Origin of the sequence: Pseudomonas sp. BN102, from assembly GCF_029871245.1 — a bacterium.
Taxonomy (GTDB): Bacteria; Pseudomonadota; Gammaproteobacteria; order Pseudomonadales; family Pseudomonadaceae; genus Metapseudomonas.
Window position 1 is genome coordinate 234,460 of record NZ_SSON01000075.1, and the last position, 20,841, is coordinate 255,300.

At 64.7% G+C, this 20,841-nt stretch carries 18 protein-coding genes; 11 read left to right on the forward strand and 7 right to left on the reverse strand.

Annotation, left to right across the window (positions count from 1 at the left end; translation table 11 throughout):
• Positions 1-2: 2 nt before the first annotated feature.
• The 3 genes from ftsA (at position 3) to lpxC (ending at position 3,519) form a co-directional block, all read left to right on the forward strand.
• Positions 3-1,259 carry a cell division protein FtsA gene (gene ftsA, locus E8F12_RS22355; protein ID WP_280327352.1) on the forward strand — a complete coding sequence of 419 codons (1,257 nt, stop codon included), beginning with the start codon at positions 3-5 and terminating at the stop codon, positions 1,257-1,259.
• Positions 1,260-1,307: 48 nt separating this feature from the next.
• Positions 1,308-2,495 (forward strand): cell division protein FtsZ, encoded by a 1,188-nt coding sequence (gene ftsZ, locus E8F12_RS22360; RefSeq protein WP_280327353.1) that lies wholly within the window; start codon positions 1,308-1,310, stop codon positions 2,493-2,495.
• A gap of 112 nt (positions 2,496-2,607) precedes the next feature.
• Positions 2,608-3,519 carry a UDP-3-O-acyl-N-acetylglucosamine deacetylase gene (lpxC, locus tag E8F12_RS22365; protein ID WP_280290860.1) on the forward strand — a complete coding sequence of 304 codons (912 nt, stop codon included), beginning with the start codon at positions 2,608-2,610 and terminating at the stop codon, positions 3,517-3,519.
• 85 nt (positions 3,520-3,604) lie between these two features.
• Here the strand turns inward: lpxC and E8F12_RS22370 are convergent, their stop codons facing one another.
• Positions 3,605-4,072 (reverse strand): DciA family protein, encoded by a 468-nt coding sequence (locus tag E8F12_RS22370; RefSeq protein ID WP_280327354.1) that lies wholly within the window; start codon positions 4,070-4,072, stop codon positions 3,605-3,607.
• Between the two features lie 284 nt (positions 4,073-4,356).
• Here E8F12_RS22370 and secA point away from each other — a divergent pair, with 284 nt between their 5' ends.
• The 4 genes from secA (at position 4,357) to E8F12_RS22390 (ending at position 10,130) form a co-directional block, all read left to right on the forward strand.
• Complete coding sequence (gene secA, locus E8F12_RS22375) at positions 4,357-7,098, forward strand: preprotein translocase subunit SecA (protein WP_280327355.1); 2,742 nt, start codon at positions 4,357-4,359, stop codon at positions 7,096-7,098.
• Positions 7,099-7,217: 119 nt separating this feature from the next.
• Entirely contained in the window at positions 7,218-8,435 is a 1,218-nt protein-coding gene (gene argJ / locus E8F12_RS22380; protein ID WP_280327356.1) for a bifunctional glutamate N-acetyltransferase/amino-acid acetyltransferase ArgJ, read from the forward strand.
• A 118-nt stretch (positions 8,436-8,553) separates the two neighbouring features.
• Positions 8,554-9,192 carry a glutathione S-transferase family protein gene (locus tag E8F12_RS22385; protein ID WP_280327357.1) on the forward strand — a complete coding sequence of 213 codons (639 nt, stop codon included), beginning with the start codon at positions 8,554-8,556 and terminating at the stop codon, positions 9,190-9,192.
• Positions 9,189-10,130 carry a Nudix family hydrolase gene (locus E8F12_RS22390; RefSeq protein ID WP_280327358.1) on the forward strand — a complete coding sequence of 314 codons (942 nt, stop codon included), beginning with the start codon at positions 9,189-9,191 and terminating at the stop codon, positions 10,128-10,130. Before E8F12_RS22385 ends, E8F12_RS22390 begins: the two co-directional genes overlap by 4 nt.
• Before the next feature lie 157 nt (positions 10,131-10,287).
• On the opposite strand, the gene E8F12_RS22395 is transcribed toward E8F12_RS22390, so the two are convergent.
• The 4 genes from E8F12_RS22395 to E8F12_RS22410 are packed head-to-tail and all read right to left on the reverse strand — an operon-like array spanning position 10,288 to position 14,800.
• Positions 10,288-10,863 (reverse strand): cob(I)yrinic acid a,c-diamide adenosyltransferase, encoded by a 576-nt coding sequence (locus tag E8F12_RS22395; protein ID WP_280327359.1) that lies wholly within the window; start codon positions 10,861-10,863, stop codon positions 10,288-10,290.
• A gap of 1 nt (position 10,864) precedes the next feature.
• A complete protein-coding gene (locus E8F12_RS22400) occupies positions 10,865-12,883 on the reverse strand; it encodes a HAMP domain-containing sensor histidine kinase (RefSeq protein WP_280327360.1) in 2,019 nt (672 codons plus the stop codon).
• Positions 12,884-12,929: 46 nt separating this feature from the next.
• Positions 12,930-13,841 (reverse strand): putative 2-dehydropantoate 2-reductase, encoded by a 912-nt coding sequence (locus E8F12_RS22405; protein ID WP_280327361.1) that lies wholly within the window; start codon positions 13,839-13,841, stop codon positions 12,930-12,932.
• Entirely contained in the window at positions 13,838-14,800 is a 963-nt protein-coding gene (locus tag E8F12_RS22410; RefSeq protein WP_280327362.1) for a response regulator, read from the reverse strand. Before E8F12_RS22410 ends, E8F12_RS22405 begins: the two co-directional genes overlap by 4 nt.
• 222 nt (positions 14,801-15,022) lie before the next feature.
• Here E8F12_RS22410 and E8F12_RS22415 point away from each other — a divergent pair, with 222 nt between their 5' ends.
• Both E8F12_RS22415 and E8F12_RS22420 read left to right on the forward strand, forming a co-directional pair.
• Positions 15,023-15,502, forward strand: a complete 480-nt coding sequence (locus tag E8F12_RS22415; RefSeq protein ID WP_280288435.1) for a YajQ family cyclic di-GMP-binding protein — start codon at positions 15,023-15,025, stop codon at positions 15,500-15,502.
• Between the two features lie 116 nt (positions 15,503-15,618).
• Positions 15,619-16,443, forward strand: a complete 825-nt coding sequence (locus E8F12_RS22420; protein ID WP_280327363.1) for a mechanosensitive ion channel family protein — start codon at positions 15,619-15,621, stop codon at positions 16,441-16,443.
• A 42-nt stretch (positions 16,444-16,485) separates the two neighbouring features.
• Here E8F12_RS22420 and E8F12_RS22425 read toward each other — a convergent pair whose 3' ends face one another.
• Both E8F12_RS22425 and E8F12_RS22430 read right to left on the reverse strand, forming a co-directional pair.
• A complete protein-coding gene (locus tag E8F12_RS22425) occupies positions 16,486-18,225 on the reverse strand; it encodes an AmpG family muropeptide MFS transporter (protein WP_280327364.1) in 1,740 nt (579 codons plus the stop codon).
• An 84-nt stretch (positions 18,226-18,309) separates the two neighbouring features.
• Entirely contained in the window at positions 18,310-18,696 is a 387-nt protein-coding gene (locus E8F12_RS22430; RefSeq protein WP_280327365.1) for an MGMT family protein, read from the reverse strand.
• On the opposite strand from E8F12_RS22430, the gene E8F12_RS22435 reads away from it, so the two are divergent.
• Both E8F12_RS22435 and E8F12_RS22440 read left to right on the forward strand, forming a co-directional pair.
• On the forward strand, positions 18,695-19,696 hold the full coding sequence (locus E8F12_RS22435; protein ID WP_280327366.1) for a DUF481 domain-containing protein: 1,002 nt from the start codon (positions 18,695-18,697) through the stop codon (positions 19,694-19,696). The genes E8F12_RS22430 and E8F12_RS22435 overlap by 2 nt on opposite strands.
• A 131-nt stretch (positions 19,697-19,827) precedes the next feature.
• The gene (locus tag E8F12_RS22440) at positions 19,828-20,832 is read left to right on the forward strand and encodes a DUF481 domain-containing protein (protein ID WP_280327367.1); all 1,005 of its coding nucleotides are present in this window, start codon (positions 19,828-19,830) and stop codon (positions 20,830-20,832) included.
• Positions 20,833-20,841: the final 9 nt, after the last annotated feature.

Consider the following 20,841-nt stretch of genomic DNA (forward strand, 5'->3'; position numbering starts at 1 on the left):
CCATGGCAAGCGTACAGAGCGGCAAGATGATCGTCGGCCTGGACATCGGCACCTCCAAGGTGGTGGCGCTGGTAGGCGAGATCGCGGCCGACGGCCAACTCGAGATCGTCGGTATTGGTACCCACCCGTCGCGCGGCCTGAAGAAGGGCGTGGTGGTGAACATCGAATCCACCGTGCAGTCGATCCAGCGCGCGGTGGAAGAGGCCCAGCTGATGGCGGGCTGCCGTATACACTCGGCGTTCGTCGGCATTGCCGGCAACCATATCCGCAGCCTGAACTCCCACGGCATCGTGGCGATCCGCGACCGCGAGGTGAGCGGCGCCGATATCGAGCGTGTGCTGGACGCCGCCCAGGCGGTGGCCATCCCCGCCGACCAGCGCGTGTTGCACACCCTGGCCCAGGACTACGTGATCGACAACCAGGAAGGCGTGCGCGAGCCCCTGGGCATGTCCGGCGTACGCCTGGAGGCCAAGGTGCACGTGGTGACCTGCGCGGTGAACGCGGCGCAGAACATCGAGAAGTGCGTGCGCCGCTGCGGCCTCGAGGTGGATGACATCATCCTCGAGCAGCTGGCCTCGGCCTACTCGGTGATCACCGACGACGAGAAGGAACTGGGCGTCTGCCTGGTGGACATCGGTGGCGGCACTACCGACATCGCCATCTTCACCGAAGGCGCGATCCGCCATACCGCGGTGATCCCGATCGCCGGCGACCAGGTCACCAACGACATCGCCATGGCCCTGCGTACGCCGACCCAGTACGCCGAAGAGATCAAGATCCGCTACGCCTGCGCCCTGGCCAAGCTGGCCGGCGCCGGCGAAACCATCAAGGTGCCCAGCGTCGGCGACCGTCCGCCGCGCGAGCTGTCGCGCCAGGCCCTGGCCGAGGTGGTGGAGCCGCGTTACGACGAGCTCTTCACCCTGATCCAGGCCGAGCTGCGCCGCAGCGGTTACGAAGACTTGATTCCGGCAGGCATCGTCCTCACCGGCGGCACCGCCAAGATGGAAGGCGCGGTGGAGCTGGCCGAAGAGATCTTCCACATGCCGGTGCGCCTGGGCGTCCCGCATAGCGTGAAGGGTCTCGGCGACGTCGTGCGCAACCCGATCTATTCCACCGGTGTGGGCCTGCTGCAATACGGGCTGCGCAAGCAGTCCGACGGTATGCCCATGTCCAGCGGCAGCAGTAGCTTTGGCTACGGCGACGAACCCAAGGCACCTGTACTGGAACGGTTGAAACGCTGGGTCCAGGGCAATTTTTAAACGCGGTACGCAGTAGGCGAAAAACTAAAAAAGGAAGGAGAGGGGAAAATGTTCGAACTCGTAGATAACGTTCCGCAAACAGCGGTCATCAAGGTAATAGGTGTCGGTGGTGGCGGTGGTAACGCCGTCAATCACATGGCGAAGAGCAACATCGAAGGCGTCGAATTCATCTGCGCCAACACCGATGCCCAGGCGCTGAAGAACATCGGCGCGCGCACCGTGCTGCAACTTGGCCCGGGCGTGACCAAGGGCCTGGGCGCCGGCGCCAATCCTGAAGTCGGCCGCCAGGCCGCGATCGAGGACCGTGAGCGCATCTCCGAAGTGCTGCAGGGCGCCGACATGGTCTTCATCACCACCGGCATGGGCGGCGGCACCGGTACCGGCGCGGCTCCGGTCATCGCCGAAGTGGCCAAGGAAATGGGCATCCTCACCGTTGCGGTGGTGACCCGTCCGTTCCCCTTCGAAGGTCGCAAGCGCATGCAGATCGCCGATGAAGGCATCCGCTCGCTGGCCGAGAGTGTCGACTCGCTCATCACCATCCCCAACGAGAAGCTGCTGACCATCCTCGGCAAGGACGCCAGCCTGCTGGCCGCCTTCGCCAAGGCCGACGACGTGCTCGCCGGTGCGGTACGCGGCATCTCCGACATCATCAAGCGTCCCGGCATGATCAACGTCGACTTCGCCGACGTGAAGACCGTGATGGGCGAGATGGGCATGGCGATGATGGGCACCGGCTGCGCCAGCGGTCCGAATCGCGCCCGCGAGGCCACCGAGGCGGCCATCCGCAACCCGCTGCTGGACGACGTCAACCTGCAGGGCGCCCGCGGCATCCTGGTGAACATCACCGCCGGTCCGGATCTGTCCCTGGGCGAGTACTCCGACGTGGGTAATATCATCGAGCAGTTCGCTTCCGAGCACGCCACCGTCAAGGTGGGCACCGTGATCGATTCGGACATGCGCGACGAACTGCACGTGACGGTAGTTGCCACCGGTCTGGGCGCGCGTATCGAGAAGCCGGTGAAAGTCGTCGACAACACCGTGCAGACCGCTGCCGTGACCACCTCCACCATGGCCACCCGTCCGGAGCAGCCCTCGGTCAACTACCGCGACCTGGATCGTCCGACCGTGATGCGCAATCAGGCACACGCAGGCGCGGCCACCGCGGCCAAGCTGAACACGCAGGATGATCTGGATTATCTGGACATTCCGGCGTTCCTGCGTCGCCAGGCCGATTGATGCACTGTATCAGGAGTATTAGGGTGATTGGTGTTCAGCAAAGGGCGGTTCTGCTATTATCGCCGCCCATTGTTGAAAACAGTTCGCAACTTGCGTACAAGCGGCCAATGCCATGATCAGACAACGCACTCTCAAGAACATTATCCGTGCCACTGGCGTAGGGTTGCATTCCGGGGAGAAGGTCTACCTGACCCTCAAGCCCGCGCCGGTCGACACTGGCATAGTGTTCCGCCGTACCGACCTCGATCCCGCTGTGGACATCCCCGCCCGCGCTGAGAATGTCGGTGAGACCACCATGTCGACCACACTGATCAACGGTGAGGTCAAGGTGGACACCGTGGAGCACCTGCTTTCGGCCATGGCAGGCCTGGGCATCGACAACGCCTACGTCGAACTCTCCGCGTCGGAAGTGCCGATCATGGACGGCAGCGCCGGTCCCTTCGTCTTCCTGATTCAATCCGCCGGCCTGCAGGAGCAGGACGCCGCGAAGAAGTTCATCCGCATCCTGCGCGAAGTGACAGTAGAGGAGGGCGACAAGCGCGCCACCTTCGTGCCCTTCGACGGTTTCAAGGTGAGCTTCGAGATCGATTTCGATCACCCGGTATTCCGCAACCGTACCCAGAGTGCGAGCGTAGACTTTTCCAGCACCTCGTTCGTCAAGGAGGTCAGCCGCGCGCGGACCTTCGGCTTCATGCGCGATATCGAGTTCCTGCGTTCGCAGAACCTGGCACTCGGCGGCAGCGTGGAGAACGCCATCGTGGTCGACGAGAACCAGGTACTCAACGAAGACGGCCTGCGTTACGAGGACGAGTTCGTCAAGCACAAGATTCTCGATGCGATCGGTGACCTCTACCTGCTCGGCAATAGCCTGATCGGTGAGTTCCGCGGCTTCAAGTCGGGGCACGCGCTGAACAACCGCCTGTTGCGCCAGCTCATCGAGCAGAAGGACGCCTGGGAAGTGGTAACCTTCGAGGATGCCAGGACTGCGCCTATCTCCTATATGCGGCCGGTAGCAGCCGTATAAGCAATACCCTCTTTCCTGACTTCAAAGGCCACCCTCGGGTGGCCTTTTTTTATTTCCGGGGTTCAAGGGAGGGCGCGCGCGTTTTTCACTCAGCCTCGGATTCAGAGGCCTTGCCGTGACGAGCCAGGCGCTCCAGCGCTTCGCGCAGCCTGGGGTCGCTGACGGTCTCCGCGGTGGCCTGGAGGCTTTCCGCGGCGGCGGGGGAGAGCCGGCCTTCGGTTGCCGGAGCGCTGCCGCCGCCGACACTTGGCTGGACCTTGAAGATGATCCGCTCCAGCCCGGCAAAGGCCTCGAAAGCCTTCAGCTGGCGCAGCAGGCGGGTCTGCTGGTAGCGCAACCGGGTCGCCCAGTGGCCGTCCGTGACTATCAGCAGCAGCCGGCCCTCGCGCCAGGACGCCACATGACAGTGCTCGCGGGCGGCGGGTTGCAGCTGGCTTGCGAGCAGTTGCTGCAACTGGTCGATGCGCTGGGCCTCGTTGAACAGCGCGCGCAACGGTTTCCCCTCGCGCAACAGGGCGGCGGGTGAGCGGGCGGGCAGGGGGCGAAAGGCCATGGCAGGAAGCCTGAAGGAAAAACCGATGGGCCATCTTAGCAGAAGGCGACCCTGGACCAGACGCCCGGGTGGCTCCTGGCGGGACCTTCGGCGAATTCGGAACCAATCGGCTGCAAAGGGTTCGGAACCTCGGGCTGTAAGCCGATTCTGCCCGAGCCTGGGACGCGCCCCCGCTTTCCTCGACAACGAATCCGAGTAGAATGCCCCCTTCGCAAGCAGCCATGGCGGCTGCGCGGGCGACTCCAGGCCGCCCTCCATCCCAATATGTGGAAGATCCTCTCTATATGTTTGCGCCACTGTTGAAGAAACTCTTTGGAAGCAAGAACGAACGCGAAGTGAAGCGCATGGCCAAGGCTGTCCAGGCGGTCAACGCGTTCGAAGAGCAGATGGTGGCCTTGTCCGACGATCAGCTGCGTGCCAAGACCGAAGAGTTCAAGGCGCGCCTGGCCAAGGGTGAAACCCTCGATCAATTGCTGCCGGAAGCCTTCGCCGTTGCGCGCGAAGCCGGCAAGCGCGTCATGGGCATGCGCCACTTCGACGTCCAGCTGATCGGCGGCATGACCCTGCACGAGGGCAGGATCGCCGAGATGCGCACCGGTGAGGGCAAGACCCTGGTGGCGACCCTGGCGGTCTACCTCAACGCGCTGTCCGGCAAGGGCGTGCACGTGGTCACGGTGAACGACTACCTGGCCCGCCGCGACGCCAACTGGATGCGTCCGCTCTATGAATTCCTCGGCCTGTCCGTCGGCGTCGTCACCCCCTTCCAGCCGCCGGAAGAGAAGCGTGTCGCCTATGCCTCCGACATCACCTACGGCACCAACAACGAATTCGGCTTCGACTACCTGCGGGATAACATGGCGTTCAGCCTGGACGACAAGTTCCAGCGCGAGCTGAACTTCTCCGTGATCGACGAAGTGGACTCCATCCTCATCGACGAGGCGCGTACCCCGCTGATCATCTCCGGCCAGGCCGAAGACAGTTCCAAGCTCTATATCCAGATCAACAAGCTTATCCCGCGCCTCAAGCAGCACATCGAAGAGGTCGAGGGCGAGGTCACCCAGGAAGGCCACTACTCGGTCGACGAGAAGACCCGCCAGGTCGAACTCAACGAGATGGGTCACCAGTTCATCGAGGAGATGCTCACCGAGTCCGGCCTGCTGGCCGAGGGCGAGAGCCTCTACTCGGCGCACAATCTCAGCCTGTTGACCCACGTCTACGCCGCGCTGCGCGCCCACACCCTGTTCCACCGCAACATCGAATACATCGTGCAGAACGACCAGGTGCTGCTGATCGACGAGCATACCGGCCGTACCATGCCGGGCCGCCGCCTCTCCGAGGGCCTGCACCAGGCGATCGAAGCCAAGGAAAACCTGCCGATCCAGGCCGAAAGCCAGACCCTGGCCTCGACCACCTTCCAGAACTATTTCCGCCTCTATAACAAGCTGTCCGGCATGACCGGCACCGCCGACACCGAGGCGTTCGAGTTCCGCCAGATCTACGCCCTGGACGTGGTGGTCATCCCCACCCACCGTCCGGTTGCCCGTAAGGACTTCAACGACCTGGTCTACCTGACCCAGGAAGAGAAGTTCGGCGCCATCATCACCGACATCAAGGAATGCCAGGCCAGCGGCCGTCCGGCGCTGGTGGGTACCGCCTCGATCGAGAGCTCCGAATACGTTTCCCAGCTGCTGGTCAAGGCCGGCATCGAGCACAAGGTGCTCAACGCCAAGTACCACGAGAAGGAAGCCGAGATCATCGCCCAGGCCGGTCGTCCGGGCGCCGTGACCATCGCCACCAACATGGCTGGCCGGGGTACCGACATTCTCCTCGGTGGCAACTGGGAAGCCGAGGTGGCTGCCCTTGAGACCCCGACCGATGAGCAGGTCGCGCAGATCAAGGCTGAATGGCAGAAGCGTCACCAGCAGGTGATCGAGGCCGGCGGCCTGCACGTGGTCGCCTCCGAGCGCCACGAGTCCCGCCGTATCGACAACCAGCTGCGTGGCCGTGCCGGTCGTCAGGGCGACCCGGGTTCCAGCCGCTTCTACCTGTCGCTGGAAGACAACCTGATGCGCATCTTCGCCTCCGACCGGGTGAAGAACTTCATGAAGGCCTTGGGGATGCAGTCCGGCGAGGCGATCGAGCACCGCATGGTGACCAACGCCATCGAAAAGGCGCAGCGCAAGGTCGAAGGCCGCAACTTCGACATCCGCAAGCAGCTCCTCGAATACGACGACGTGGCCAACGAGCAGCGCAAGGTGATCTACCACATGCGCAACAGCCTTCTGGCCGCCGAGGACATCGGCGACACCATCGCCGAGTTCCGCGAAGAAGTGCTCAGCACCACCATCGACGCGCACATCCCGCCGCAGTCCATGCCCGAGCAGTGGGACATTTCCGGTCTGGAAGCCGCCCTGTTCAGCGATTTCGGCCTGAAACTGCCGATCCAGCAGTGGCTGGACGAAGACGACAAGCTGTACGAGGAAACCCTGCGCGAGAAGATCATGGCGCAGTTGCTGGCCGCCTATAACGAGAAGGAAGACCTCGCCGGCGCCGAAGCCCTGCGTGCCTTCGAGAAACAGATGCTGCTGCGCGTGCTGGACGATCTGTGGAAGGACCACCTGTCCACCATGGATCACCTGCGCCATGGCATCCATCTGCGCGGTTACGCCCAGAAGAACCCCAAGCAGGAGTACAAGCGCGAGTCCTTCACCCTGTTCCAGGACCTGCTCGACTCCATCAAGCGCGACACCATTCGGGTCCTCTCCCACGTCCAGGTGCGTCGCGAAGATCCGGCCGAAGAGGAGGCGCGCCTGCGCCGCGAGGCCGAGGAAATGGCCCGTCGCATGCAGTTCCAGCACGCCCCGGCGCCCAGCCTGGAAGAGCCCGAAGTGGCCGAGGAGCAAGGCGATGTCGCCGTGGCAGCGGCTGCCGCGCCGGTGCGCAGCGAGCCCAAGGTCGGTCGCAACGAGCCCTGCCCCTGCGGTTCCGGAAAAAAATACAAGCACTGCCACGGCCAGATCAGCTAAGGCTCTGCTGTCATTCCCCACGCCGCGACCGGCTCTGCCGCTCGCGGCGTTTTTCCTGTTAACCCTTGGCCGCCTGCGCCGCCCGCAGCCGGCCGCCCGATGACAAAGGAGCGCTTCCCATGGCTGTTGGTCTTGGCCCTCTGCCTACCCTGCACCCGGTACCCGGATTCGAACTCGGCATCGCCTCTGCCGGCATCAAGCGCCCCGGGCGCAAGGATGTGGTGGTCATGCGCTGCGCCGAAGGCTCCACAGTCGCCGGGGTGACTACCACCAACGCGTTCTGCGCCGCACCGGTGCTGATCACCCGTGAGCGCCTGGCGGGCGATGTGCGTTACCTGCTGACCAATACCGGTAACGCCAATGCCGGCACCGGCCCCGACGGCCTGATCCGCGCCCGCCGCTCCTGCGCCAAACTGGCGGAGCTGGCTGGGGTGGACGAAGGCGCCGTGCTGCCGTTCTCCACCGGTGTCATCGGCGAGCCGCTGCCGGTCGAGAAGATCGAAGGCGCGCTGTCGGCGGCGCTGGCTGACCTCAAGGTCGACAACTGGGCCCAGGCCGCAGAAGGCATCATGACCACCGACACCCAGCCCAAGGGTGCCAGCCGCCAGTTCCAGCACGACGGCGTTACGGTGACCATCACCGGGATCAGCAAGGGCGCCGGGATGATCCGCCCGAACATGGCGACCATGCTCGGCTACATCGCCACCGACGCGAAGGTCGCGCGCGGCGTGCTGCAGGACCTGGTGCGCGATGCCGCGAACAAGTCCTTCAACCGCATCACCATCGACGGCGACACCTCCACCAACGATTGCTGCATGCTGATCGCCACCGGACAGGCCGCCCTGCCGGAAATCAGTGCCGCCAGCGGCGAGCTGTTCGCCAAGCTGAAGCAGGCCGTGTTCGATGTGTTCATGGAGATCGCTCAGGCCATCGTCCGTGACGGCGAAGGCGCCACCAAGTTCGTCACCGTGCAGGTGAACGGCGGCGGCAACCATCAGGAGTGCCTGGACGTGGCCTACGCCGTGGCCCACTCGCCGCTGATCAAGACCGCGCTGTTCGCGTCCGACCCCAACTGGGGCCGCATCCTCGCCGCCGTGGGCTATGCCGGCGTGCCGAACCTGGACGTGAGCAAGATCGACGTCTTCCTCGGCGAAGTCTGCATCGCCAGCCAGGGCGGTCGTGCGGCCACCTACACCGAAGCCCAGGGGGCGGCGGTGATGGCCCGCGAGGAAATCACCATCCGCATCGAGCTGGGCCGTGGCGACTGCAGCGAAACCATCTGGACTACCGATCTGTCCCACGAGTACGTGAAGATCAACGCGGAATACCGTACCTAAGCGGTCGACCTGGCATTCCCGATTTTCATGCCCCGATGAAAATCGGGAATTTGCCAGGGGTACAGGCAGCTTCCATGATCCAGGGAGACCCTGAGGAACTGGATAAAAGGAGGTAGGCATGTCCCTGAAACTGGTTATTGGCAACAAGAACTACTCGTCCTGGTCGTTGCGTGGCTGGTTGGCCATGGAACTGACGGGCGCGCCCTATGACGAAGTGCTGGTTCCCCTCTACCAACCCGACAGCCATAAGCGCCTGCTGGGCTACTCGCCTACCGCCAAGGTGCCGGTGCTGCTGTGCGAGGACGGCGCCATCTGGGATTCCCTGGCCATCGCCGAATACCTTGCCGAACGCTTCCCGGAAGCGCATCTCTGGCCCTTCGGCCAGGCCGCCCGTGCGCTGGCCCGTTCGGTCTGCGCGGAGATGCACAGCGGTTTCGTTGCCCTGCGCAGTCACATGTCGATGGACATGCGGCGCAACGAGCCACTGAACCAGGTGCCCGCTGATGTCGCCGAGGACATCCAGCGCATCTGCGCCATCTGGGCCGAATGCCGTGAGCGCTTCGGCCAGGACGGCCCCTACCTGTTCGGTCATGCCAGCATCGCCGATGCGTTCTACGCGCCGGTGGCCAGCCGACTGCGCAGCTATGCCGTGGAGCTGCCGGCGGAAGCCGCGGCCTACGTCGAGACCATCTATCGGTGGCCCGCTTTCCAGCGCTGGTACCAGGCCGCCTTGCAGGAGACGGAGATCATCGAATGAAACGAGTGCATGTGGCCGCCGCTGTAATCCGCGGCGCCGACGGTCGGGTGCTGATCGCCAGGCGCCCGGACGACAAGCACCAGGGCGGCCTTTGGGAGTTCCCCGGCGGCAAGGTGGAGGAGGGCGAGGCCGTGCAGGCCGCGCTCTCTCGTGAACTGGAGGAGGAACTGGGCATTCGCGTAAGCGCTGCGCGACCGCTGATCCAGGTCCACCATGACTACTCGGACAAGCATGTGCTGCTGGATGTCTGGGAAGTCAGCGACTTCAGCGGCGAGCCCCATGGCGCCGAGGGCCAGCCCCTGGCCTGGGCCTCGTCCCGGGAGCTGGGCAACTATGAGTTTCCCGCCGCCAACAAACCCATAGTGGTCGCCGCGCGCCTGCCGGACCGCTACCTGATCACCCCCGACGACCTCGAGCCCCAGGCATTGCTGGCGGGCTTGAAGTCGGCCCTGGCCAGCGGCGTACGCCTTGTGCAGCTACGTGCCCCGCGCATGTTCGATGCCCAGTACCGAGACCTGGCCGTGGACGTGCAGGGCCTCTGCGCGGGCCGCGCGCAATTGATGCTCAAGGGGCCGCTGGAGTGGCTGGGCGACTTCCCCGCCGCCGGCTGGCACCTGACCGCCGAGCAGCTGCGCAAGTATGCTCCCAACGGTCGTCCCTTCCCCCGCGAGCGCTGGCTGGCGGCCTCCTGCCACAGCGCCGAGGAGCTGCAGCTGGCAGCGGCCATGGAGGTGGATTTCGTCACGCTATCGCCATTGCAGACCACCCAGACCCACCCCGACGCCGAACCCCTGGGGTGGGAGCGCGCCAGTGAATTGCTGCAGGGTTTCAACCAACCGGCCTACCTGCTGGGCGGCGTCGGTCCCGCAGATCTGGAGCGCGCCTGGGAGGTAGGTGCCCAGGGCGTGGCGGGTATTCGGGCCTTCTGGCCGGAGTAGTGAGGTTGCGAGAGTAGGTTGGGCCGGGCGGCGCTCCGCTGAGCTCAGCGAAGCCCAACGATGGGCGGCTGGAATGTTGGGTTTCGCTTCGCTCTACGCCAACCTGCGGCAGGTCTTCGACTTGCCTGGTGAATGAGTTCGCCCCTATAGCGGCGACCTATGCCTTGCTAGCTGCCTGCCACAGCACTTCATCCACCTGCTGGCGGCGGCCGATCAGGCGGGCTGCGACGAAGAGCAGGTCGGAAAGGCGGTTGAGGTAGGCCAGCAATTCCTCGCGCAGCGGTTCTTCGGCGTTCAGCCCCTGGGCGCGGCGTTCGGCGCTGCGGGCGAAGCTTCGGCAGACATGGGCCTGGGCCACCAGTGCAGAGCCGCCCGGCAGGATGAAGTTCTTCAACGGGCCCAGCTCCTCGTTCCAGTGGTCGATGGCTGCCTCCAGCCGATCGATCTCCCTGGCTTCCAGGGCCTGGTATTCGGGCATCGCCAATTCCCCGCCGAGGTCGAACAGGCGGTGCTGGCAGGGCGCCAGGACCGCGATCACCTCGTCCAGCCCCGGCCAGCGTTGCTGCCCCTCGGCAAGTCCCGCCAGTAGCAGGCCAAGCTGGCTGTTGAGGGTGTCCAACTCGCCTATGGCTTCGATGCGCGGGTGGTCCTTGCTCACCCGGCGGCCGCTGGACAGGCCGGTCTCGCCCTTGTCGCCGGTGCGGGTGTAGATCTTGGAAAGGCGATTGCCCATTTCAGGCTCCTGAGGTTTCGGTGCTGGCGATCAGCGGCAGGCGCAAGGTGAAGCAGGTGCCCTGGCCCGGCTTGGACTGCACTTCCATCTGCCCCTTGTGGTTGTTGGTGATGATGAAGTACGAGACCGACAGCCCGAGCCCCGTGCCCTGGCCCACTTCCTTGGTGGTGAAGAAGGGCTCGAAGATGCGCTTGCGCACGGTCTCCGAGATGCCCACGCCATTGTCTTCCACCTGGATCTCCGCCCAGGGCGGGCTCAGGCGGGTGCGCAGGGTGATGTGGCCTTCCTCGTCGTCCTCGCGCTGGTGGATGGCCTGGGCGGCATTCTTCAGCAGGTTGAGCAGTACCTGCTCCAACTCGTTGGCGGTACCCGGCACCGGTCCGAGGTCGGAGTCGAACTCGCGGGTGATCTGCAGGCCCTTGAAGTCGAAACCTTCGGTCAGGTCGAAGTCGTTGCTGGCGATCTCCAGTGCCTGGTCCAGCAGCACCGGCAACTGGCAGGGCGCCATCTGGCGGCTGCTGCGCCGGCTGAATGCGAGCATGTGGGTGACGATCTTGGCCGCGCGGGCGCCGGCCTGGTGGATGTCATCCAGCAGCTTGGGCACCTCGCGGGCCTCCAGGTACTGGTTGACGGCCTCCAGGCTGATGCCGCTGATGACGGCCTGTTCCTGATTGCGGTCCAGCTCCGGCGACAGGCGTCGGCGGATGTTCTGCACGTTGTGCAGGATGGCGCCCAGCGGGTTGTTGATCTCGTGGGCCATGCCGGCGGCCAGGCCGCCCACCGAAAGCATCTTTTCCGACTGCACCATCAGCTCCTCCATGGACAGGCGCTGAGTGATGTCGTCGATGCGAATCACCACGCCGCGCCCGGTGCCACCCATCAGCGGGTAGAAGGTCAGGGTGTAGTGATGGACGGTTTCGCCCGCCAGCCAGCTGACGCGCTCCACCTTCTCCACCTTGTGCTTTTCAGCGGTCAGGCGGATCTGCGGCAGGAAGGGCTTGAGCGAGGGGAAGGCGAGGAACACCGGCTGGTTCAGGGCATCGTCCATTGGCGTGCCGGAGAGGGCGCTGGCTTCCTGGTTCCATTGGGTGACGTAGAGCTGCTCGTCCAGGGCGATGAGCGCCGAGGGCATGGAGTCGATGATGCTGTTGAGGTAGTTCTGGAAGCCGGTGAGCTTCTTCTCGATCTTGCTGCGAACCTGCACTTCCAGCTCCAGCTTGCGGTTGGAGTGGCGGGTTTCCTCGGCCAGTTCGTGGGCCTGGTCGAAGGCCGCCTGCGCGTCGTCGCGGGCGCGCTTGAGCTGCTGTTCGCGAGCCTCGATACGGCTGAGCATGGTGTTGAAGGCGTCGGCCAGGCTGCCGATTTCGTCACGGTTGCCGCGCGGCGCGCGCAGGGCGTAGTTCTCCTCGCGGGTGACTTGGCGGGAAAGCTCCTCGAGGCGGCGGATCGGTCGCGTGACCATGCGCCGGATCTGTCGTGCGATCAGCAGCCAGAGCAGCACGCTGCAGGCGAGGATCGCCAGGCTGGCGGTCAGGGTGCCGGTATAGAACACCCCGGGCAGTTCGCTGGAGGCCACCAGCAACAGGTGGCCAGGCTTCTTGCCGGACATCGGCAGTTCGGCCAGGTGAGTGGTGCGGAACTCCCGCAGGCGCCAGCCGGGGAGGTCGGCGGCCGTCAGCGGCAGGTCCAGTTGCGCGCCACGCTGCAGCTGGGCCAGCAGGCGGCCGTCGCTGTCGTAGAGGGCGGCGGCGCGCAGTGGTGTGTAGCTGTCCAGGCGCGCCAGCATCGCCTTGGCGTTCTCTTCCGAGGCCAGAGCCTCGGGGCCGATGGCCGAAGAGGCGAAGAGCCGGCCAAGGGTCACCAGGCCCTGGGGCGCGACGCTTTCCTGGGAAATCCAGTAGGCGGCGCTGATGAAGGCCAGGTTGGCGATGAGCAGGACGGTGGCGAGCAGGACCAGCAGGGCGGCGAGCAGTTTGCGGCCGACTGACAGGTTCTCGAGGCGTTGACGCAGGTTGGTCAAGGGGAAAGTAATCCGCAGCTGGGCTGACAAGCAGGTTAGCGCGGGGTCAGGTGACGGGCAATCCGCGTTGCTGCAGGTGGGCCTTGAGGCGCTCGTGCAAGCCCTGCAGGTGCGGCAGGCTGAGTCGGTGTCGAGCGGCGGTGGCACAGGCATGGCCGAGCAGATAGCTGATCTCGGTGCGGCGGCCGTGGGCCACGTCCTGGTACATGGAGGAGTAGTTCGCCGCAGTGGCGTGGATCACCCGCAGCACCTCGTCATGCAGGCCTTCGGCGGCATCCGGCTGGCCGCAGCGCTCAAGCAGTTCGGCCAGTTCGGCGCAGAGCACGCCGACCTCCGCCGGGTGCTCGGCCAGGCCGCCGTTGCGGCAGTCATGCAATACAGTGAGCGGGTTGATGGCGCAGTTGAGCGCCAGCTTGCGCCATAGGCGCGAGAGGATGTCCGGCGTCCAGCCATGGGGAATGCCCGCCTGATCCAGCTCTTCCAGCCAGGCCGGGGCTACGGGCTGCAGCGGATCGCCGAGCCAGGTGAAGCCGTGGCCGGCGAACACCACGCGGAAGTCCGCCTCGCGGAAGGCCCCTTCGGTGCTGGAGGCGAGCACGCAGCGGGCATGGGGCAGGCGCTTGGCCACCGCATCCTGGCTGCCCAGGCCATTCTGCAGCAGGATCAGCTCGGCTCCAGGGGCCAGGCGTTGCAGAAGGGGCTGCACCGCGGCCTCGGCGTCATAGGCCTTGCAGGCCAACAGCAGGCGGCTGATGGGCCCGCTGCCGCTGGGCAGTTCGGCGGGAATGGGGTGCTGCTGCGCGCGGCCCTGTTCGACCAGGGTCAGGCCACCGGCCTCTTCGTAGGCGCTGATCCGCGCGCGGTCGCGCAGGATCAGCCGCACCGGTTGCCCGGCGCGGGCCAGGCGGGCGGCCCAGAGGCTGCCCAGGCTGCCGGCGCCGAGGATGTGCCAGGTCATGGCTGCGGCAGGCGCAGGGCGGTGACCCGGCCGCTGGCGTAGGCCTCGGGCAACATGGCAGCGGCCTTTTCCAGCAGCTCTTCGGCATCCAGGGGCAGCGCCTTGGTGTCCAGGCCCACGAGGGAAATACCGGCCTTGAGGGTGATGAAGCCTTCGCTGGTCTTGAAGGCCTTGAGGTTCAGCCCCTCATGCAGACGGCGGAAGCTGCTCGGCGAGCATTCGTGGAGGTCGTCGAGCAGGGTGATCAGGCCGAAGTGGCTTTCGTCCAGCCGGGTCAGAACGTCCAGTGGCCGGACCAGCTGTTGCAGGCGCCGGGCAACGCCGTGCAGCAGTTCGTTGTAGAAGGTGTCGCCGTGGCGCTGGCGCAGCTGTGGCGCGTCCAGCAGGCCGATCAGCAGGTAACACAGGGCGCCGCCGCGGGACTCGACCTGGCGCAGGCTGTCGGTCAGCCTCTGTCGCAGGTAGCGCGGGTTGCCGAGGCCGGTGAGGGAATCCACCAGGTTGCGTTGCTCCAGGCTGGCGATGTTCTGGGTCAGCAGGCGGTTTTCCTGCAGCAGGCGCTGCAGGGTATTGCACAGGCGGTCGGCGGCGTAGACCCGCGGTACAAGCTGCTCGCTCATGGCGGCCTTGCTGATGAAGTCGTCCACGCCGCGGTCGAAGGCCTCGCCCAGGACGTTCTCGCCCTCCTTGCCGGTGAGCAGGATGATGTAGCTGTAGTGGTCGGTCATCTCATCCAGCTGGCGTACCCGCGCAGTCAGTTCCAGGCCGTCGATCTCGGGCATCAGCCAGTCGGCGAGAATCACGTTCGCCGGCTTCTGCTCGAGCAACTGCAGGGCTTCGCCGGCGCTGCTGGCGAAGCGCAGGTCCTGGTAGCCGGCCTGGCTCAGGGTGCGGCCGATCATGGCGCTGGAGAACTTGGCGTCGTCCACCACCAGGATGCTGAGATGAGGGCTGGGCATGTGGCAGGCTCGCAAGAGTGGGGAAGCGGAGTGTGGCGTTATGATATCAAGCCTCGTTCGTGCTGCCTTGTCGCCCTACCGTTCTGCCGGTTGCGGACTGCTGGGGACGGCTTCGAAAAAGTCAGCTTGTCGCTCGGTTATAATGGGTGCGCATTTTTTACCGTCAAGCCAGGCGCTTTCATATCCGTGATGCAGATCGCGCCGTCTATCTGGAGGAATCCCATGCCCTCGTTCGACGTGGTGTCCGAACTGGACAAGCACGAAGTCACCAACGCCGTCGACAACGCCATCAAGGAACTCGACCGCCGCTACGATCTGCGCGGCAAGGGCAGTTTCGAGTTCAAGGAACTGACGGTCACCCTTACTGCCGATGCCGACTTCCAGCTGGAGCAGATGCTGGAAATCCTCAAGCTGGCCCTGGTCAAGCGCAAGATCGATGTCCAGTGCCTGGAGATCAAGGACTCCTACGCCTCCGGCAAGGTCGTGAAGCAGGAGGCCGTGCTGCGCGAAGGCATAGACAAGGAGTTGGCGAAAAAGATCGTCGCCCATATCAAGGAGAGCAAGCTCAAGGTCCAGGCCGCCATCCAGGGCGAACAGGTCCGCGTCACCGGCAAGAAGCGCGACGACCTGCAGGAAGCCATCGCCGCCCTGCGTGCCAAGGAATTCGGCATGCCCCTGCAGTTCAACAACTTCCGCGACTGAGCGGAACCTTCGCGACCGATTCGCGTCGCAACCCTAGTGTCCTTTGAACCTTTGCCGCCATGGCTTGTCCATGGCGGCTTGGTTTCGCATTGCTGAAATAACGCAGGAGAACGCCCATGGAGATGAACGTCGACCAACTGGTGAAGGTGTCCGAGGCCTGGTTGCCCGTATTGCTGGAATACAGCGGAAAGCTGACGCTGGCGCTGCTCACCCTGCTGATCGGCTGGTGGCTGATCAACGTCTTGACCGGCAAGGTCGGCGCGCTGATGCAGCACCGCCGGGTCGATCGCACCTTGCAGGGTTTCATCGGCAGCCTGGCCAACATCATCCTGAAGATACTGCTGATGGTCAGCGTGGCCTCGATGATCGGCATCTCGACCACCTCCTTCGTCGCCGCCATCGGCGCGGCGGGCCTCGCCATCGGCCTGGCCCTGCAGGGCAGCCTGGCGAATTTCGCCGGCGGTGTACTGATCCTGCTGTTCCGCCCCTTCAAGGTAGGGGATTTCATCGAAGCTCAGGGCGTGTCCGGCACCGTGGATCACATCCAGATCTTCCACACGGTGCTGCGTACCGGTGACAACAAGACGGTGATCATGCCCAACGGCAGCCTGTCCAACGGCATCATCACCAACTACTCCAAGCAGGCCAACCGCCAGGTCCTGTACGACGTGAAGGTCGAATACTCCGCCGACCTTTCCAAGGCCCGCGACGTGCTGCTCAAGCTGGCCGAAGATCCGCGCGTGCACAAGGACCCGGAGCCGGTGGTGGTGGTTTCTGCCCTGGGCGATACCTCCATCAATCTGTCCCTGCGGCTGTGGACGTCCAACGCCGACTACTGGAGCGTGATCTTCAAGCTCAATGAAAGTGTGCGCGACAGCCTGAGGGCTGCCGGCGTCGAGCTGGCGCAGCCGCCGCGCATGGTGCAGGTGGTGCCGAGCTGAGGTTCGGCGGGAAAGGAAAAGGCCGGCATATGCCGGCCTTTTTCATGGCTGCTCGGTGGACCCGGGCGCCGCTGGCGCACTGGGCGAGCCATTTTCCTTTGGCTGCTGGCGGTCGCGCCCCCACTGGATGGCGATCAGCACCAGGGTGGGAATGCCCAGCAGGGCGGTGAGCATGAAGAAGTTGTGGTAGCCCACGCTCTCCACCATCACGCCCGAGTAGCCGCCGATCAGGCGCGGCAGCAGCAGCATGATGGAGCTGAGCAAGGCGTACTGGGTGGCGGAGAACTTCAGGTTGGTCAGGCTCGACAGATAGGCCACGAAAGCCGAGGTGGCCAACCCCGCGCTGAAGTTGTCGCAGGAGATGGTGACGATCAGCATGTTCAGGTGCGCGCCCATGTCGCTCAGGGCCACGAACAGCAGGTTGGTGGCCGCCGAGCTGACGCCACCGATGAAGAGGATCGGCAGGATGCCGAAGCGCACGATGAGCAGGCCGCCGGCTGCCGCGCCGAGCAGCGTCATCACCAGGCCGAAGAGCTTGCTGACGCTGGCGATCTCTTCCTTGCTGAAGCCCTGGTCGATATAGAAGACGTTGGCCATCACGCCCATCACCGTGTCCGACATCCGGTAGGTGGCAATCAGCCCGAGCAGCAGCAGTGCCTGCCAGCGATAGCGCTGGACGAACTCGCTGATGGGCGTCAGCACCGGCGCCATCAACAGGCGTCCGGCGGCGGAGAAGCAGGCCAGGGTGATCAGCAGGAACAGCGTGCCCCGCGGCCAGGCGCCGGAGGAGAAGGCTTTCACCGCGGCGGCGACGGTCACCAGGATCACGATCAGCACGATGATCGACACGGCCTGGTGGACGAAATCGAAATTGGGAATCACCTTGCCGCGCGCCGCCACCAGCAGCTGGCGGCGTTGCTGGCTGAGCAGGTCGCGCACCGGAAGGATCTGGCGCATGCCCCAGGGCGACAGGCAGGTGACCAGGAAGATGGCGTAGAGCGCCGCGCGCGGCCAAGCGCGGTCGAGCATGCCGGTGATCATCGCTGGCAGGGAAATCAGCATCACCAGCAGGATCAGCACCGATGACAGCTGGTGCTTGAGCTTGAAACGCGAGGTGTTGGTCTGCGTCGGCAGGTCCACCGGCGGTTCGCGCATCCACAGGCTGGTGATCAGCCCCGGCAGCATCAGCAGGGCGAAGAGCAGGTAGGTGCCGGCCCAGGCGCCGTATTCATAGACCTTGGCAGTGGAGCCGAACCACTCGGCGAAGTACAGTGCGCCCGCGGTGGCCAGCAGGGCGGATACCCGGTAGCCGGTCATGTAGCTGGCGGCCAGGGCGGCCTGGCGGCTGTCTTCGGCAATCTCCAGACGGTAGGCGTCGATGGCGATGTCCTGGGTGGCCGAGGCGAAAGCCACCAGTACCGCCAGGGCGATCAGCCAGGTGAGATTGGTCTGCGGGTCGCACAGGGCCATGCCCACCAGGCCCAGGCCCACCAGCGCCTGGGACAGGACCAACCACGAGCGGCGGCGGCCGAGACGGCCGAGGAATGGCAGGCGCCACTGGTCGAGCAGCGGCGACCAGATCCACTTGAAGGCGTAGGCCAGGCCGATCAGGCTGGCGAAGCCGATGGTCTCGCGGGATACCCCGGCTTCGCGGAGCCAGACGGAGAGGGTGGAAAACACCAGCATGTAGGGCAGGCCGGCGGCGAAGCCCAGCAGCAACAGCGAAAGGGTGGCCGGCGAGGCATAGGCGGCGATGGCGGCGCGCCAGGAACGTTGGGACATTAGTGGTGGGGTCCGAAAGGCGTGGTGCTGGGCATGGGCTGCTCGCGGCGTCCAGGGTGGGGCTGAAAAAGGGCAGGGCGCACTCTAACCCTTGGGTGGCATGGGATGCCAGCCGTGCCGACGCATGTCCACCCTATCGTTCAGGATACTGACTCCCTCGGCGCGCAATCGTGCCCGCTGCTCATTGCCCGATGGGGTGCCCACCGCCAGGCTGAAACGCCCGCCGGCGCCCAGCACGCGGTGCCAGGGCAGCAGGGTGCCGGCCGGGAGCTGGCTCAGGGTGCGTCCGACCCAGCGCGCTGCGCGGCCCAGTCCCGCCAGTTCGGCCAGTTGGCCATAGGTGACCACCTTGCCTTCCGGAACCTGGCCCAGGGTCAGGTAGAGCGCTTCGCGGCGCACCTCCGCGCTTGCCGTGGGCAAGTCCGCCCATGCATGCTCAGGCACCTCTTTTCCTTTCTTCCTACCGACCATGCTCCGTAGCCTTAGTGGATTGTTCTTCTGCCTGGCCTGCGCGCCGATCTGGGCCGATACCGTGTGGCTGAACAACGGCGACCGCATCAGCGGCGAGATCATCCTGCTGGACGGCGGCAAGCTGGCGTTGAAGACCAAGTATGCCGGCCGGGTCCTGATCGACTGGAAGGATATAGACACCCTCAGTTCCGAGAAACCACTGCTGGTCAAGCGCGGTGGCTTCGACAGTGAGCATAGCCACAGCCTCAAGGCGGCGGGCAAGGGCCTGGTGCGGCTGGGCGATGGCGAGGGCGAGGGCGAGACCGTGCCCCTGGCCAGCATCCGCCAGATGGTGCCGCCGCGGCCCCTGCTCAAGGACCGCATCTGGGAAGGCAACCTCGACGCCAAGCTGGATATGGAGCGCAATGAGGATCGCCAGGACGAGTGGAAGCTCAAGGGCGACACCCGCGTCGAGTACGGTCGCTGGCGCCACGTGCTGAGCGGGCAGTTCGAGAAGGAAACCAAGAACGGCGAGCGGACCGAGGACAACTGGGAACTGGAATACGACCTCGACCGCTTTTTCACCCGCCACTGGTTCGTGCGCGGCAGCTTCGACCAGCACAACGACGAATTCGAGTTCTTCGAACGCCGACGCTCCTACGGCACAGGCCCAGGCTACCGATTCTGGGACGACGAACTGGGCCGCTTCGACCTGATAGCGCAGCTCACCCGCTTCCAGCTGGAAAGCGACGCGGGTGACATCGACTTCAACGCCTACTCCTTCGAATGGGACTTCAAGCGCCTGATCTGGGGTACCCGTTTCGAGCTCTACTCCAAGGCGCAGTTGCAAGTGCCACGGATCGAGGAGGTCGACTACGTGCTCGACAGCGAATTCGGCCTGCGCTACCGCCTCAATGACTGGGCACGTCTCTCCCTGCTCTACGAGCTGGACCAGTTGCGCGGCCTCGGCGAAACCTCTTCGGACAAGCACTATCTCATCGGCGTCGGCATCGGCTGGTAGCACCGGGGTGGGGCACGCCCATCGATTTCTCGGAACTTTGGAGAAAGCTGGTCGGTCAGTCCTTGCTCTGCTGTCGGTCATAGGGATAATGCCCGGCTTTTTTTGAGATCCAGAACCAAAGAAGCCGCTTTATGTTGTCCAGATCCCTGCTTTGCATGGCGCTCGCCGCCGCTTCCACCGCTGCTTTCGCTGACACCGTCTGGCTGAAGAATGGTGATCGACTCACCGGCACCATCCGCGTCTTTGATGGCGGCAAGCTGGTACTGCAAACCGACTACGGCGGCAACATCCCGCTGGACTGGAAGAAGGTTGCGACCCTGGAAAGCGACCGCGAGCTGCTGATCAAGCAGGGCGACTTCGCTGGCGAGCGCGCCAAGTCCCTGCACCGCGCCGAAGATGGCAAGGTCATCCTTGCCAACGGCGAGGCGCCCAAGGAAGTGGAGCTGGCCAGCATCGAGCAGATCATGAAGCCCAAGCCCCTGGTGGAGGACCTGACCTGGACCGGCAACGTCGACCTCGCCCTGGACTACAAGCGCGCCGAAAAAGACACCGATGACTACGAGGTCGACTTTAAGACCAAGGCCCGTCACGGCCGCTGGCGTCATAACGCCTCGGGCGAGTTCAACCGCGAATTCACCGACGACGAGAAGACCACGGACAACTGGGAAACCGAATACGCCCTCGACCGCTTCATCACCGACAAGTTCTTCTGGCAGGGGCGTGGTGAGTACAAGCGCGACAAGATCGAGGACCTCGAACGCCAGCGCACCCTGGGTACCGGCCCCGGTTACCAGTTCTGGGATGACGAGTTGGGGGCCTTCTCACTCGCCGGCCTGGTCAACCGCAGCGATTACCAGTTCGCCAACGGCGAAGAGGAAAACTTCTACGCCATCAGTATGAAGTGGGACTACAACCGCTACCTGGTGGGCAGGACGGTGGAGCTCTTCACCAGCGGCGAAGCCGGCCGTCCTCTGGACAACACCGCGGACTACGCGCTGGATGCCGAAGCGGGCCTGCGATACAAGCTCACCGACTGGGCCTCGCTCAACGTGAAGGCCGAGAAGGACCAGGTCAGCGGCGCCAAGGAAAGTCTCGACGAAACCCGCTACACGGTGGGCTTCGGCGTCGGCTGGTAAGCCTCCGTC

Excerpts from the sequence above, each read along its gene's own strand:
- E8F12_RS22370 (WP_280327354.1), bottom strand. The coding sequence starts at position 4,072 with ATGGCCTTTCGCCCCCTGCCCGCCCGCTCACCCGCCGCCCTGTTGCGC.
- E8F12_RS22440 (WP_280327367.1), top strand. The coding sequence starts at position 19,828 with ATGTTGTCCAGATCCCTGCTTTGCATGGCGCTCGCCGCCGCTTCCACC.
- argJ (WP_280327356.1), top strand. The coding sequence starts at position 7,218 with ATGGCTGTTGGTCTTGGCCCTCTGCCTACCCTGCACCCGGTACCCGGA.
- ftsZ (WP_280327353.1), top strand. The coding sequence starts at position 1,308 with ATGTTCGAACTCGTAGATAACGTTCCGCAAACAGCGGTCATCAAGGTA.
- E8F12_RS22435 (WP_280327366.1), top strand. The coding sequence starts at position 18,695 with ATGCTCCGTAGCCTTAGTGGATTGTTCTTCTGCCTGGCCTGCGCGCCG.
- E8F12_RS22405 (WP_280327361.1), bottom strand. The coding sequence starts at position 13,841 with ATGACCTGGCACATCCTCGGCGCCGGCAGCCTGGGCAGCCTCTGGGCC.
- E8F12_RS22390 (WP_280327358.1), top strand. The coding sequence starts at position 9,189 with ATGAAACGAGTGCATGTGGCCGCCGCTGTAATCCGCGGCGCCGACGGT.
- E8F12_RS22385 (WP_280327357.1), top strand. The coding sequence starts at position 8,554 with ATGTCCCTGAAACTGGTTATTGGCAACAAGAACTACTCGTCCTGGTCG.
- ftsA (WP_280327352.1), top strand. The coding sequence starts at position 3 with ATGGCAAGCGTACAGAGCGGCAAGATGATCGTCGGCCTGGACATCGGC.
- secA (WP_280327355.1), top strand. The coding sequence starts at position 4,357 with ATGTTTGCGCCACTGTTGAAGAAACTCTTTGGAAGCAAGAACGAACGC.
- E8F12_RS22420 (WP_280327363.1), top strand. The coding sequence starts at position 15,619 with ATGGAGATGAACGTCGACCAACTGGTGAAGGTGTCCGAGGCCTGGTTG.
- E8F12_RS22415 (WP_280288435.1), top strand. The coding sequence starts at position 15,023 with ATGCCCTCGTTCGACGTGGTGTCCGAACTGGACAAGCACGAAGTCACC.
- E8F12_RS22410 (WP_280327362.1), bottom strand. The coding sequence starts at position 14,800 with ATGCCCAGCCCTCATCTCAGCATCCTGGTGGTGGACGACGCCAAGTTC.
- E8F12_RS22395 (WP_280327359.1), bottom strand. The coding sequence starts at position 10,863 with ATGGGCAATCGCCTTTCCAAGATCTACACCCGCACCGGCGACAAGGGC.
- E8F12_RS22425 (WP_280327364.1), bottom strand. The coding sequence starts at position 18,225 with ATGTCCCAACGTTCCTGGCGCGCCGCCATCGCCGCCTATGCCTCGCCG.
- lpxC (WP_280290860.1), top strand. The coding sequence starts at position 2,608 with ATGATCAGACAACGCACTCTCAAGAACATTATCCGTGCCACTGGCGTA.
- E8F12_RS22430 (WP_280327365.1), bottom strand. The coding sequence starts at position 18,696 with ATGGTCGGTAGGAAGAAAGGAAAAGAGGTGCCTGAGCATGCATGGGCG.